This is a genomic window from Streptomyces sp. TLI_146 (genome assembly GCF_002846415.1).
GTDB lineage: Bacteria > Actinomycetota > Actinomycetes > Streptomycetales > Streptomycetaceae > Streptomyces.
This window is the reverse complement of the sequence record NZ_PJMX01000001.1, coordinates 2,591,591-2,605,762: the sequence shown is the minus strand read 5'-3', so window position 1 is coordinate 2,605,762 and position 14,172 is coordinate 2,591,591. Positions and strand designations below refer to the sequence as shown.

The 14,172-nt window shown below is 71.7% G+C and carries 9 protein-coding genes; 7 read left to right on the top strand and 2 right to left on the bottom strand.

From position 1 onward, the window contains the following. Window positions 1-5 precede the first annotated feature (5 nt). Both fsxC and fxsT read left to right on the top strand, forming a co-directional pair. A complete protein-coding gene (gene fsxC / locus BX283_RS11945; RefSeq protein WP_180357134.1) occupies window positions 6-1,346 on the top strand; it encodes an FxsC protein in 1,341 nt (446 codons plus the stop codon). Further along, window positions 1,330-5,265, top strand: a complete 3,936-nt coding sequence (fxsT, locus tag BX283_RS11940; protein ID WP_101387600.1) for an FxSxx-COOH system tetratricopeptide repeat protein — start codon at window positions 1,330-1,332, stop codon at window positions 5,263-5,265. The genes fsxC and fxsT overlap by 17 nt, the downstream gene beginning before the upstream one ends. Window positions 5,266-5,340: 75 nt before the next feature. On the opposite strand, the gene BX283_RS11935 is transcribed toward fxsT, so the two are convergent. Next, window positions 5,341-6,210 (bottom strand): alpha/beta fold hydrolase, encoded by an 870-nt coding sequence (locus BX283_RS11935; RefSeq protein ID WP_101387599.1) that lies wholly within the window; start codon window positions 6,208-6,210, stop codon window positions 5,341-5,343. 212 nt (window positions 6,211-6,422) lie between these two features. Between BX283_RS11935 and BX283_RS11930 the strand changes: the two genes are divergently transcribed. The 5 genes from BX283_RS11930 to BX283_RS11910 all read left to right on the top strand — a co-directional run bounded on the left by BX283_RS11930 (window position 6,423) and on the right by BX283_RS11910 (window position 12,947). Beyond that, complete coding sequence (locus tag BX283_RS11930; RefSeq protein WP_101392287.1) at window positions 6,423-7,343, top strand: slipin family protein; 921 nt, start codon at window positions 6,423-6,425, stop codon at window positions 7,341-7,343. A 196-nt stretch (window positions 7,344-7,539) separates the two neighbouring features. Next, window positions 7,540-8,457: an ABC transporter permease gene (locus BX283_RS11925; RefSeq protein WP_101387598.1), complete on the top strand. Its 918-nt coding sequence runs from the start codon at window positions 7,540-7,542 to the stop codon at window positions 8,455-8,457. 50 nt (window positions 8,458-8,507) lie between these two features. Continuing rightward, on the top strand, window positions 8,508-10,289 hold the full coding sequence (locus BX283_RS11920) for an ABC transporter substrate-binding protein (protein WP_101387597.1): 1,782 nt from the start codon (window positions 8,508-8,510) through the stop codon (window positions 10,287-10,289). Between the two features lie 7 nt (window positions 10,290-10,296). Further along, window positions 10,297-11,289, top strand: a complete 993-nt coding sequence (locus BX283_RS11915; RefSeq protein ID WP_101387596.1) for an ABC transporter permease — start codon at window positions 10,297-10,299, stop codon at window positions 11,287-11,289. Further along, the gene (locus BX283_RS11910; RefSeq protein WP_101387595.1) at window positions 11,286-12,947 is read left to right on the top strand and encodes an ABC transporter ATP-binding protein; all 1,662 of its coding nucleotides are present in this window, start codon (window positions 11,286-11,288) and stop codon (window positions 12,945-12,947) included. The genes BX283_RS11915 and BX283_RS11910 overlap by 4 nt, the downstream gene beginning before the upstream one ends. A gap of 118 nt (window positions 12,948-13,065) precedes the next feature. On the opposite strand, the gene BX283_RS11905 is transcribed toward BX283_RS11910, so the two are convergent. Then, window positions 13,066-14,100 (bottom strand): DUF3533 domain-containing protein, encoded by a 1,035-nt coding sequence (locus BX283_RS11905; protein ID WP_101387594.1) that lies wholly within the window; start codon window positions 14,098-14,100, stop codon window positions 13,066-13,068. Between the last annotated feature and the right edge of the window lie 72 nt (window positions 14,101-14,172).

Below are 14,172 nucleotides of genomic sequence, written 5' to 3'. Positions count from 1 at the left end.
GTCGTGTGCACGCATCAGCGCAGCCGCGTCCGGCCGACCAACATCGGCCCTACTTCTTTCTGAGTTACGCGCACACGCCGAGGTACGGGGCGGGCGGCCCGGACCCCGACATGTGGGTGGAGCGGCTCTTCCGTGATCTCTGCGGCCATGTGATGGCCATGACCGACCTGCCCGCCGGTGCGCCCGCCGGCTTCATGGACCGGGAGATACGGTCCGGCGAGGGCTGGTCGGAGCGTCTCGGCGAAGTCCTCGCCTCCTGCCGGGTGTTCGTGCCGCTGTTCTCGCCGCGCTACTTCGCGAGCGAGATGTGCGGCCGCGAGTGGTACGCGTTCGAGCAGCGCACCATCCAGCACCAGGCGTACACCAACCGCCCGGCCGAGGCGATCGTGCCGGCCCTGTGGGTGCCGGTCCCGCCCGAGCAACTGCCCGGGCCCGCCGAGCGGTTGCAGTTCAACCACCGGGCCTTCGGCGACCGCTATGTCACCGACGGCCTCTACGGGCTGATCAAGCTGCGGATATTCGCCGAGGAGTACGAACGCGCGGTCTACGAGCTCGCCAAACGGATCGTGAGCGTCGCCGACGCCACCGCGATACGGCCCGGCCGCCACGTCGACTACCGGCTGGCGCCCAGCGCCTTCGGCGCGGCCGCCGGCGAGGGCCCCCGCCCGATGCACGTCACCGTCGCCGCGCCCACCCGCCACGAGCTGCCCGAGGGCCGCGACGACGCGTACTACGGGGACAGCCCGCTGGAGTGGAACCCCTACCACCCCATCTCCGCCCGGCCGCTCGCGCTGGTGGCGGAGGACATGGTGCGCTCGCTCAACTACCAGACCACCGTCTCCTCCTTCGACGAGGAGGTGCTGCACCTCGACGGCAAACAGCCGCCGTCGCGGCCCGAGGTCCTGCTGGTGGACCGGTGGGCGCTGGAGGACGAGGACCGGCGCGCCCGGCTCGCGGCCTTCGACGCCGAGCACCGGCCCTGGGTGAGCGTGGTCGTCCCGTGGAACCGCGACGACCATCAGAGCCGGGCCTCGGAGGTGGAGTTGACACGCCGTCTGGAAGAGACCATGCCGTCCAAGATGCGCCAGGGGCGGGCCGCGTGCCGGGCCGCAGCCAAGGGCGTACCGAGCATGGAGGCCTTCGGGCAGATACTGCCCCAGGTCGTGGAGGCGGCGGCACAGCAGTATCTGAGACACGCGACGGTCTATCCGCCCGCGGGGGGCGGGCACACCGAACGGCCGCGCCTGGTCGGGCCGATGGGCACCGATTTCGGCACCACGCAGTACATCCCCGACAGGCTCGATCACGCGCCCGATGCGGAGGAGACGGATGACAGCCAGTCGTGACGGACGCATCGTCACGTTCTACTCGTACAAGGGTGGTACGGGCCGCACCATGGCCCTCGCCAACACGGCCTGGATCCTTGCCGCCAACGGCAAGCGGGTCCTCGCGGTGGACTGGGACCTGGAGGCCCCGGGGCTGCACCGCTTCTTCCACCCGTTCCTGGACCCCTCGACGCTCGGCGCCACCACCGGGGTCATCGATCTCATCACCGAATACGCCTGGGCCGCCACCAGTCCCGTGCCGCGCTCGGACGACTGGCACCGCGACTACGCGCGCATCCAGCCGCACGCGGTCTCGCTGACCCCGGAGGCCCTGGGCTGGCAGTTCCCCGACGGCGGCACCCTGGACTTCGTGTCCGCCGGACGGCAGAACCGCGAGTACTCGGCGACCGTCTCCACTTTCGACTGGGACAACTTCTACGACCGGCTCGGCGGCGGCCACTTCTTCGACGCCCTGCGCGAGGACATGAAGGAGAACTACGACTACGTCCTGATCGACAGCCGCACCGGCCTCAGCGACATCGCCGACATCTGCACCGTCCACCTCCCCGACGTCCTGGTGGACTGCTTCACCCTCAGCGACCAGTCCATAGACGGCGCCGCCTCCGTGGCCCGCCAGATAGACGAGCGCTACAGCGGGCAGAACATCCGCATCCTGCCCGTCCCGATGCGCATCGACGAGGGCGAGAAGGAGAAGGCGGACGCCGGCCGGGCGCTCGCCCGGCTCAAGTTCGACCGCTTCCCGGCCGGGCTCTCCGGCGACGAACTCACCGCGTACTGGGGCGCGGTGGAGATCCCGTACCGCCCCTACTACGCCTACGAGGAGACGCTGGCGACCTTCGGCGACGAGGCCGGGCTCTCCAACTCGCTGCTGTCCGCCTTCGAGCGGCTCGCCTCCGTCGTCACCGAGGGCCGGATCACCTCGATGCCGACCGTCAACGAGGAGATCCGGCTGCGGATCCGGGACGCCTTCACCCGCCGCAGGCCCGCTCTTCCGGCCGATCTGTTCCTCAGCTACGTGGCCGAGAACCGGATGTGGGCCGACTGGATCGAGTCCGTGCTCACCCGGGCCGGGTTCCGGGTGGTTCCCCGGGACGTGTCGACCGAGCCCAGCAGCGCCGACGGGGAGGCGGTCGCCGCCGAGAACGCGGCCCGTACCGTGGTCCTGCTCTCCAGCGCCTACCTCAAGTCGGCCCGCGCCGTGGAGATCTGGTCCCGGGCCGCCGCCGAGGACCCCTCGGGCGCCCGCCGCCAGCTGCTGCCGCTGCGGGTCGGCGACGTCCGGCTCACCGCGCCCTACATCGACCGCAACCCGGTGGACCTGTTCCGGCTCGACGAGGTGCACGCCACCACCGCGCTGCTGCGGGCCCTGGAGCGGCCGGTGCAGATCAGCGACGGGGTGGCGCCGGGGCCGCGGTTCCCCGGCACCGTCCCCAAGATCTGGAACGCGCCGCCGCGCAACCCCGGCTTCACCGGCCGCTCGCTGGTCCTGGAGCGGATGCGCGACCAGCTCGGCGGCGGCCTCGCCGTGGTCCTGCCGCAGCCGCAGACGCTGTACGGCCTCGGCGGCGTCGGCAAGACCCAGGTGGCCCTGGAGTACGTCCACCGGTTCATGGCCGACTACGACCTGGTCTGGTGGATGTCCGCCGAGCAGCCCGACGAAGTGGTGGCCGGACTCGCCGAGCTCGGCGTGCGGCTCGGGGTGCAGGGCGGCGACGACATGAACTCCGCCTCCCGCGAGGCCATCGACCTGCTGCGGCGCGGGGTGCCCACCTCGCGCTGGCTGCTGGTCTTCGACAACGCGGACGACCCCGAGCAGCTCAAGCGGTTCTTCCCGCCGGGCGGCCCGGGCCATGTCCTGGTCACCTCCAGGAACCAGACCTGGTCGCAGTACGGCGACGCGCTGCCCGTCGACGTGTTCCTGCGCGAGGAGTCCATCGAGCACCTCCAGCGGCGCGCCCCCGGGCTCTCCGTGGACGACGCCGACCAGGTCGCCACCGCGGTGGGCGACCTGCCGCTCGCCGTCGAGCAGGCGGCGGCGTGGATCGCGGAGACGGCGACGCCGGTCGCCGCCTATCTGGAGCAGCTGGCCCAGCAGGCGCCCAGCGTCCTCGCCCTCAACCAGCCGGCCGGATACCCGGAGCCGGTCGCCGCCACCTGGAACGTCTCGATCGAGCGGCTGAAGCAGCGCTCGCCCGCGGCGGTCCGCCTCCTCCAGCTCTGCGCCTTCTTCGCGCCCGAGCCGATCTCCGCCAACCTCCTCTACAGCAAGGAGATGATCGACGCGCTCAAGCCGTACGACGCCACGCTCCAGGAGAAGCTGGTGCTCGGCCGGGTCATCCGGGAGATCGGCCGGTTCGCGCTCGCCAAGGTCGACCAGGTCGGCAGCTCCATCCAGGTGCACCGGCTCGTCCAGGCCGTGATCCGGGCGCAGTTGAGCGACGAGGAGCAGATGGACGCCCGGCACGCCGTGCACCGCATCCTCGCGGGCGCCCGGCCGGACGCCGACGAGCCGATCGACAACCCGGAGACCTGGGCGCAGTTCAACACCATCTGGCCGCATCTGACCCCGTCGGGGGCGCGTCTGTGCGACGAGCCGGAGACCCGCCGGCTCCTCATCGACCGCGTGCGCTACCTGTGGAAGCGCGGTGACTTCAACGCGGCCGCCAACCTCGCCGAGGACCTGCGCGAGGAGTGGCGCGAGAAGCTGGGGCCCAACGACCTCCAGTATCTGTACCTGCGCTTCCACCTCTCCAACATCCTTCGCTCGCGCGGCCGTTACGTCGAGGCGATGGAGCTGGACGAGGAGACCCTGGCCCGCCAGACGGAAGTGCTGGGTGCCTCGCACCCGCACACGTACATGACCACCAGCGCCCTGGCGATGGACCTCGGCGCGCTCGGCCAGTACAGCAAGGCGATGGAGCTGGCGACCGAGGCGCACGAGGGGTTCCGGCAGATCTTCGACGAGTCGCACCCGCGTACGCTCGCCGCCGCCAACAACCTCGCCCTGAACATGCGGATGCTCGGCCAGTACGCCCGAGCCCGCGAGCTCGACCAGGACGTCTACGACCGGCGCACCGAGGTGCTCGGCCCGGAGCACCCCTACACCCTCTCCTCCGCCATGAACCTGGCGCGGGACCTGCGGGAGATCGGGCGCTACGAGGACTCGGTGGCGCTGCTCAGCCGGACGTACGACCTCTACAAGGAGCAGCTGGGCCGGGCCTTCCCGGGCACCCTGGCGGCGGCCAAGAGCCTCGCCGTGTCGCTGCGCCGGGCGGGCCGGCTCGACGACGCGCGGCGGCTGACCACCGCGACCCGCAACCGCTACCGCGCCAAGTACACCTCCGCCAACCCCGACTGGCTGGCCTGCGACCTCAACATGGCCGCCGACCTGTTCGCGGCCGGGGACTCGGCGGCGGCGCGGGACGCGGCCCAGGAGGTCGTCGACCAGTACATCAAGGTGCCGGGGGAGCGGCACCCGTACACGCTGGCGGCCACCAACAACCTGGGCATCTACCAGTGGGGCTGCGGGGCGCTGGACGCCGCCGACACCTTGTTGGAGAACACCATACGGACGATGCGCGACATACTCGGGGAGAACCATCCGCACGCGCTGTTCGCCACCGTCAACCTGGCCAATGTGAAGGCCGACATGGGCGATCTGGAGAGCGCCCTGGAGATCGAGCGCAACGCGGTCGCGCGGCTGCGGGAGGTGCTGGGAGCGCACCACCCCGAGACGCTCGCCTGCGCCGCGAACATGGCGGTGACGCTCGACGGGCTCGGCCGCAAGGAGGAGGCGACGCACCTGCGGGCGGAGGCCGTGGAGGAGTTGCAGCGCCTGCTCGGCGACGAGCACGCGTTCGTCCGGATCGCCCGGGACGAGCGCCGGGTGCAGCGGGACCTGGAGCCGCTGGCGGTGTGAGCCGAGCGGACGGGAGGGGACGACCGGTGCGACCGGAGTGATCGCACCGGTTCCCTCCGCCGGGTGCCGCCGGGGTCAGTCCTCCTCGATCAGCCAGGTGAGGATGTCGGGCAGCGCGTGCAGGGCGTCGAAGTGGGCGGCGGCCGGTTCCAGGACGGCCGTCGCGCCCGGGATGCGTTCGGCGAGCCAGCGGGAGTGGCCGACCGGCGAGAACACGTCCTGCACGCCGTGCCACAGCAGCACCTCGCCGGCGATGTCGGCGGGGTCGAACCCCCAGGGGCTGCAGAAGGCGAGCGCGTCGTCGATCCATCCGTACGCCGAAGTCCGCAGCGCCTCCTGGTAGTTGCGCAGCAGCATGGACCGCACCCCGGCGTCCTTGACCACCATGCGGTCGGCGTGGGTGAGGTCGCGGCGCAGTTCGTCCAGGAGCTGGATGGGGTTGCGGCGGATCTCGTCGGAGCGCGGGATGAGCCGGGCGGCGAACTCCTCGGGGTTGACCGACGCGGTCGTGAACTCCTCCACGTTGTAGGCGGTCATCCCGTCGAACCAGTCGAGGCCGGCCGCGTCCCGGGGCGCGAGCGTGACGAGCGCGGCGGTCCGGGTGACCCGCTCGGGCATCAGGGCGGCGCAGGCCAGCGCGTGCGGGGCGCCGCCGGAGCGGCCGACGACGGCGAAGCGTTCCAGGCCGTAACTGTCCGCGATCGCCTTCACGTCCTGGACGACGTCGGCGACGCTGCGGCCCTCCAGCCGGTCGGAGCCGCCGTAGCCGGGTCTGTCGTAGGCGATGAGCTGCATCCGGCGCTGGTAGAGCACCATGCCGCGGGGTGCGGGGCCGAGCCGGCTGCCCGGGGTGCCGTGCAGCAGGAAGACCGGCCTGCCCCGTGGGTCCCCGAAGCGTTCCACCGTCAGATGCCGCCCGTCGGCCGCGCGCACCCGACCGCGCACTCGTGCCCCCTCCGCTAGTGGGTCGCGATACCGATCGCCGGGACCGTCCTCGTACCGCCCATACCGGTTGTCGGATACAGGCATCGACTGTTGCGGCATTCCCCTCCCGCCCGCGTTTTACCCATTCAGTGGAGTGTGACCGGGACTCCCCCTGGGACGGAAGCGGAGTTACCGTCGAAGTACACGTCCGATTCGGACCCTTGGGGGCCGTGATGGTCGAGGCATTGGTGGCGACGGCTGTGGCCGTCGGATCCGCCGGCATCGTGTATGTGATGGCGGCGGCCCGGGTCGTCAAGCAGTACGAACGCGGTGTGGTCTTCCGGCTGGGCAAACTCAGGGGATCGGTGCGCGGCCCGGGCTTCACCCTGATCCTTCCGTTCGCCGACCGGCTCCACAAGGTGAACATGCAGATTGTGACGATGCCCGTCCCGGCGCAGGACGGCATCACCCGGGACAACGTCACGGTCCGGGTGGACGCGGTGATCTACTTCAAGGTGGTCGACCCGGCCGACGCGGTCATCCAGGTCGAGGACTACCGCTTCGCGGTCTCCCAGATGGCCCAGACCTCACTGCGCTCGATCATCGGCAAGAGCGACCTCGACGATCTGCTCTCCAACCGGGAGAAGCTCAACCAGGGCCTGGAGCTGATGATCGACAGCCCGGCGATGGGGTGGGGCGTGCAGATCGACCGGGTGGAGATCAAGGACGTGTCGCTGCCGGAGACGATGAAGCGCTCGATGGCCCGGCAGGCCGAGGCCGACCGTGAGCGCCGCGCCCGGGTGATCAACGCGGACGCGGAGCTCCAGGCGTCGAAGAAGCTGGCCGAGGCGGCCGGGGTGATGTCGCAGCAGCCCGCGGCCCTCCAACTGCGGCTGCTCCAGACGGTGGTGGCGGTGGCGGCCGAGAAGAACTCGACGCTGGTCCTGCCGTTCCCGGTGGAGCTGCTGCGGTTCCTGGAACGGGCGGCCCCGCTGCCCACGGCGGAAGCGTCTGGGGCGGGGGTGCCCGCGGCGGAAGAGGGCGGGGCGGAAGCGGTCGAGGCGGAAGCCCCCGCTCCGGAAGCTCCAGGAGCACAGGCTCACTCGGATCTTGGAATGGAAGGCCCACTCGCAGAACCGCCTTCGATCCCATGATTGTGAGCGGAGTCTCACCTGTGAACGCATGAGCCGTCCCGAGAGGGTGATTCGCCCCTTTCCAGCCGAATGATCATGGCTGGAATATTGCGGCCATGTGACACCAACAGGACGTACGACACAAGCACTTCGCAAAGCCTCAGCGGCCCCCGAACCCGATTTGCCGGGCGTCCGGGCGCTGGCTCTAATAGCGGCCATGTCAACGATCCGCGCCCTGCGCGCCGACCGCACCGGCATGGCGGCGCTCTGCGCGGTGCTCTTGTTCGTCGTCCTCGCCCTGGCCGCACCCCTGATCACCGCGCTCTACGGCAAGAACGCCACCGAGCACTACGGGCAGAACACCCCCGGACTGCTCAGCCCCGAAGGGCTTCCGGTGCTCCCCAACGGCGGGATCTCCGGCGAGTTCTGGTTCGGCCTGGAGCCGGGGCTCGGGCGCGACGTCCTCGCCCAGCTCCTGTACGGGATGCGGACCTCGCTCGTCGTGGCGGTCGCCGCCACCGCCGTCATCGCGCTGCTCGGCACCGTGCTCGGCCTCGTCGTCGGCTACCTCGGCGGGCTCGCCGAACGGGCCTTCACCTTCGTCTGCAACGTCCTGCTCGCCTTCCCGACCCTGCTGCTCCTGCTGGCACTGAGCCCGGTCGTCAAGACCCGGTTCGTGGACCCGGGCGAGAACGAGCCGGTCTGGATGCAGTTCACCGTGCTGATCCTGGTGTTCGCCGCCTTCGGGTGGGTGCCGCTCGCCATGGTGCTGCGCACCACCGTGAAGTCCCTGCGGGAGCGGGAGTTCATCGAGGCGGCGCGCGCCTCGGGGGCGAGCCGGTGGCACATCCTGGTCCGTGAGCTGCTGCCCAACATCTGGGCGCCGATCCTGGTCAACGTCACTCTGACGCTGCCCGGCATCGTCACCGCCGAGGCCGCGCTCTCCTATCTGGGGGTCGGCATCGACGAGCCGGTTCCCGACTGGGGCCGGATGATCTCCCGAGGTGCGGAGGTCTTCTACGACGACCCCACCTACATGGTCTTCCCCGGCGTGACGATCCTCGTCTTCGTCCTCGCCTTCAACCTGCTCGGTGACGCGGTACGGGACGCGCTCGACCCCCGTACCGCCCACTGACCGCACCACCACCTATCGCTCAACCACCCTCTGCCACACCGGAGTTCGTCATGCCCAGATTCGGTCCGCGCACCGCAGCCGTTCCGGCTCTCGCCACCGCCGCCGCCCTGCTGCTCTGCTCCTGCTCGGCGGGCGCGGGCAAGGGCGAAGGGGACGGCAAGGCCAAGCCCGCCGAGGTCAGGAGCGGGCAGCGGCTCACCGCCACCCTCGGCACCGCCGAGGACAGCCGGGGCCCGGCTCCCGGCGTCGAGGGCGCGCGGTCCGGCGGCACCGTCAAGATCGCCAACCTCAACGACTACAGCCACCTCGACCCCCAGAAGATCTACGCGGGCGAGGGCTACAGCACCTCGCTGCTGTGGGGGCGCCAGCTGACGCAGTATCAAGTCGTCGACGGCAAGCCGGTCCTGGTGGGCGACCTGGCCACCGACACCGGCCGCTCCTCGGACGGCGGCCGCACCTGGACGTACACGCTCAAGGACGGGATCGCCTGGGAGGACGGGCAGCCGATCACCTCCGAGCACATCAAGTACGGCATCGAGCGCACCTTCGCCCCCGGCTTCGAACTCGGCCCCAGCTACTGGCCCGAGTGGCTCACCGGCTCCGAGGACCGCAGCGCCGCCGTCAAGAAGTACGCCGGGCCCAAGGCCGGCGGCCTGGACGCCATCGAGACGCCCGACGCCAAGACCGTCGTCCTCCACTTCCCCGAGCCGCAGTCCGACGTGCCGTACATGGCCGCCCAGTCCTCCTCCTCGCCGGTGCGCAAGGACAAGGACACCGGCACCGCGTACGACACCCACCCGTTCGCCACCGGTCCGTACAAGATCGTTGAGCACAGGCAGAACCAGTCGCTCACCCTGGAGCGCAACCCGCACTGGAAGGCGGAGACCGACCCGATCCGCCACCAGTACGCCGACCGCTTCGAGTTCACCTTCGGCAAGAAGATCCTCAACACCGCGCAGGAGGTCCTCAACGGGCGCGGCGCCGGGCCGGACACCGTCAGCACCAAGAGCGAGGTGCCGCCGGAGCTGTACGCGCAGGTCGAGCGCGACCCGAAGAAGAAAGCGCTCCTGGTGACCGGGAGCAGGGGCGCCTACACCAGCGACCTCTACATCAAGAACAGCCGGGTCACCGACCCCGAGGTCCGCAAGGCGATCCACTACCTCTTCCCCCGCGAGCAGGCCCGCCAGGTGCTCGGCGGCCCGCGCCTGGGCGAGTTCGCCACCACGCTCTCCTCGCCCGCCGTCGTCGGCTGGAAGAAGTACGACCTCTACCCGGTCAGGCCCAGTGGCGACATCGAGAAGGCCAAGGAGCACCTGGCCAAGGCGAAGACCAAGGTGGACACGCTCACCTACGCCTACGAGGCCGACGCGCCCGAGAAGGACCGGCTCGCCCAGGTCCTCGTCGACGCCTTCGGCAAGGCCGGGATCAAGCTGGTCGTGAAGCCCCTGGACAAGGCCGCGTTCACCAACGAGGTCTTCCGCGGACCCGCCCCCTACGACCTGTGGATGTCCACCAACTCGGTCGACTGGCCCACCCCGGCGACCCTGCTGCCCGACGGCTTCGACAGCCGCCTCGACGCCCTCTCCAACGGCATCCGCTACAGCAACCCGAAGGTCGACAAGGAGCTCGACCGCATCAGGACCATCGGGGACGCGCGGCAGAAGGCCGCGGCGCTCATCGACCTGGAGCAGGTCGTCATGGCGGACGTGCCGGTCGTGCCGTTCCTCTACACCGCCGTCACCCAGTTCCGCGGGCAGAACGTCGGCGGCGCCGCCATCCATCCGATCTACGGGTCCGTCGCCGCGGCCGACCTCTACCTGAAGAAGTCCTGACCCTCCCATGACCGGTTACGTCGTCCGACGCGTCCTGCAGGCCGTGGCGGTGCTCCTCGCGATCACCGCCACCGCCTTCGGGCTGTTCTTCGCGGCCCCCTCCGACCCCGCGCTCATCGCCTGCGGCCCCAAGTGCGACACCGGGCAGGTCGAGGCCGTACGCCACAGCATGGGCCTGGACCGGCCCGTCGCCGCCCAGTTCGGCGACTATCTGGGCGGCCTGGTGGCGGGCCGCACCATCACCGACGTCGACGGCAGCCCCATCGACTGCCCGGCGCCGTGCCTGGGCTACTCCTACGCCCTGCACCAGCCGGTCCTCGACGCCCTCGCGGACCGCTTCCCGGCGACTCTGTCGCTCGCGGCGGGCGCCCTGGTGGTGATCGTGGTGCTCGGCGTCGGCGTGGGCTTCACCGCCGCGCTGCGCCGGGGCACCCGCACCGACCGGCTGCTGTCCGGCTTCACCCTGGTCGGCGCGAGCGTGCAGATCTACTTCCTCGGCTACGCCCTCCAGTACCTCCTGGTGTACGCGACCGGCGCGCTGCCGGTGCCCGGCTACACCCCCTTCGCCTCCTCGCCCGGGGCCTGGGCGGCCGGGCTCGCACTGCCCTGGCTGGTCCTCGGCTTCGTCAACGCGGCCGTGTTCGCCCGGCTCTCGCGGGCGCAGCTGCTGGAGGCGATGCACGAGGGGTATGTCCGCACCGCCCGCGCCCGGGGCCTGTCCACGCTGCGCGCCCATCTGAAGTACACCGCGCGCGGCGCCGGAGCCCCGCTGGTGCAGCTGCTCGGCCTGGAGGCCGGGGCGCTGTTCGGCGGGGCCTTCATCACCGAGACCGTCTTCGGCATCGACGGCATCGGCAAGCTCGCCGTCGACTCCGTCGTCCAGAACGACCTGCCCACGGTCGTCGGGACCGTCCTGCTCGCCGCCTTCTTCGTGGTGGTGTTCGTCGCGCTCGCCGACCTCCTGGTGGCGCGGCTCGACCCGAGAGTGAGGCTCGTATGAGTGCCGTGCTCCGCATCCGCGACCTGTCCGTCTCCTTCACCGGTCCGAGGGGCGCGCTCGTACCGGCCGTGGAGGGGGTCTCCCTGGAGGTCGGGCCCGGTGAAGTGCTGGGCCTGGTGGGGGAGTCGGGCTCCGGCAAGTCCACCGTGGGGCTCGCCGCCCTGGGCCTGCACGACCCCGCGCGCACCCGGATCGAGGGCAGCGTCGAGGTGGCCGGGACCGAGGTGGTCGGCGCTCCCGAGTCCCGGCTGCGGGGGCTGCGCGGCTCCCGGATCGCGATGGTGTTCCAGGACGCGCTGGCCGCGCTCTCCCCCTTCCACACGGTCGGGGCGCAGCTCGCCGAGGCCTACCGGATCCACCACAGGGGTGCCTCGCGGGCCGAGGGCCGGGAGCGGGCGGCCGCGATGCTGGAGCGGGTGGGGATCGCGGCCGCCCGGGCCGGGGACCATCCGCACCAGTTCTCGGGCGGGATGCGCCAGCGCGTGATGATCGCGGCCGCGCTGATCAACGCGCCCGACGTGGTGGTCGCCGACGAGCCGACCACCGCCCTCGACGCCCGGGTGCAGCGCCAGGTCCTCGACCTGCTGGCCGAACTGGGGCGCGAGAACGGCACCGCGGTGCTGTTCGTCAGCCACGACATGGGCGTGGTGGGCGAGTTCACCGACCGTACGGCGGTGATGCGGGGCGGCCGGGTCGTCGAGGAGGGGCCGACGGCCCGGCTCCTCGCCGCCGCCTCGCACCCCTACACCCGGGCCCTGACCGGGGCGGCGCCCACCCTGGCCACCGTGCCCGGCAGCAGGCTGGCGACGGTCGACGAGCCGGCGCCGGTGACCCCGCCGCGGCCCGCCGCACCCTTGGCGGACGGCCCGCCTCTCGTCGAACTCACCGGAATCCGGGTCGAGTTCCCGGGCAGGCGCGGTCTGTCGGTGCGCCGGCCCGAGCCGGTGGTGGCCGTACGGGACGTGAGCCTGCGCATCGAGCCCGGCCGCACCCTCGGGCTGGTCGGGGAGTCCGGCTCCGGCAAGTCCACCACCGCCCGGGTCCTCGCCGGGCTCCAGCGGCCCACCGCCGGGACCGTGCGCTTCGACGGGCGGGACGTCTCGGACGCCGCCCGCGACACCGCGCTCCGCCGCGAACTGAGCCGGGACGTCCAGTTGGTCTTCCAGGACCCGTACGCCTCGCTCAACCCACGCCGCACCGTCGAGGAGATCGTCACCACGCCGCTGCGCGCCCACACCCGGATGGACCGGGACGAGCGGCGGGAGCGGGCCGCGGGGCTGCTGAAGCGGGTGGGGCTCGCGGAGGACCGGCTCGACCGGTATCCGCACGAGTTCAGCGGCGGGCAGCGCCAGCGCATCGGCATCGCCCGGGCCCTGGCGGTCCGCCCGCGCCTGGTCATCGCGGACGAGCCGGTGTCGGCGCTCGACGTCTCCGTACAGGCGCAGGTGCTGAACCTGCTGATGGACCTGCGCGACGAGCTCGGCCTCTCGCTCCTGTTCGTCTCGCACGACCTGGCGGTGGTGCGGCACGTGTGCGACGAAGTCGCGGTGATGCGGGGTGGGGTGCTGGTGGAGAGCGGGGAGCGGGACGAGGTGTTCGACGCGCCGTCCAGCGAGTACACGAAGGGGTTGCTGGCTGCGGCGTATCAGGGCGGGTAGGGGCGCGTTTTCGGGTGCGGGCCGGTGGGGGGCCGGTCGCGCCGTTCCCCGCGCCCCTTATCGGGTGGTCTTTTGGCTGCGGGCCGTTTGTGGCCGGTCGCGCAGTTCCCCGCGCCCCTTAGGGGGCGCCCACCTCCAGTGGGTCGTTCCCCGCGTTTTCGTCCCTCTTGCGCAGCCCCGCCATGACCAGGGTGACCGCCGCCCCGGCCACCGCCCAGGCCGACAGCACCAGGAGCGGGCCGGTGAGCGCGTTGCCCCGGAAGTACGCGATGGAGCGCGCCGCCCAGGTGCCCGCGCCCGGGGGCAGCGCCGGGCCGATCGCCTTCCAGAACGGCGGCAGCAGCGGATACGGATAGGCGCCGCCCGCGCTCGGGTTGCCGAGCACGACGACGACCAGGATCGCCAGGCCGATGCCGACGATCCCGGCGAGGCCCTGGAAGGCCAGGGTGGTGGCGCCGACCGCGAACACCACCAGCGCGCCCAGGCCCGCCAGGCCCGGGTAGCTGCCCGGCAGCGCGCCGAGCACCGGCCCGATGATCAGCGCGCCGAGCAGCCCTGCGGCGATCGAGTACACCGCGAGCGCGCCGAGCCGGATCACCGCCCGCTGGGTGTTCGCGGGCCGGGCGCCATGGCTGATCGCCAGGATCGCGGCGCACAGATAGCCGCCCACGCACCAGCCGACGACCAGGTAGAACGAGGACAGGCCGCGGGCGTCGTCCGGGTCGGCCGGGGCGACGTCGACCACCTTCACGGTCCGCTGCTCGGCCTTCTCGATCGCGGTGACGACCTGCTCGACGGCCTGCGCGAGGGACGCCCCGCCACCGCCCGCGACGAGCAGGGTGTCCGTGCTGGACCCCGGGTCGACGAGCAGCGCGCCGTCGATGTCGCGGTTCCGCAGCTGCCGGGTGGCCGCGTCCCGGTCCTTGACCGCACGGGCGTCCAGCGCGCCGCCGGGGATCGCGTTCAGCCGCTGCACGGCCTGCGCGCTGATCTGCGCGGGCGCGACCACCCCGAACGGAACGTCCTTCGGCTTGGGGTGGTGGAAGGCCCCGGCATAGGACGCGATGAACGCGACCATCAGCCCGAGCACCCCGATGACCAGCAGCGCGGCCCGCACGGTGACGGCGCTCTTCACCTCGTCGACGAACGTCATGCCCCTCACGCTCCGGGGCGCGGCAGGGCCGCGCAGTCGGGGCGGGGCCGAATGGCTGACGCCCGCCGACCG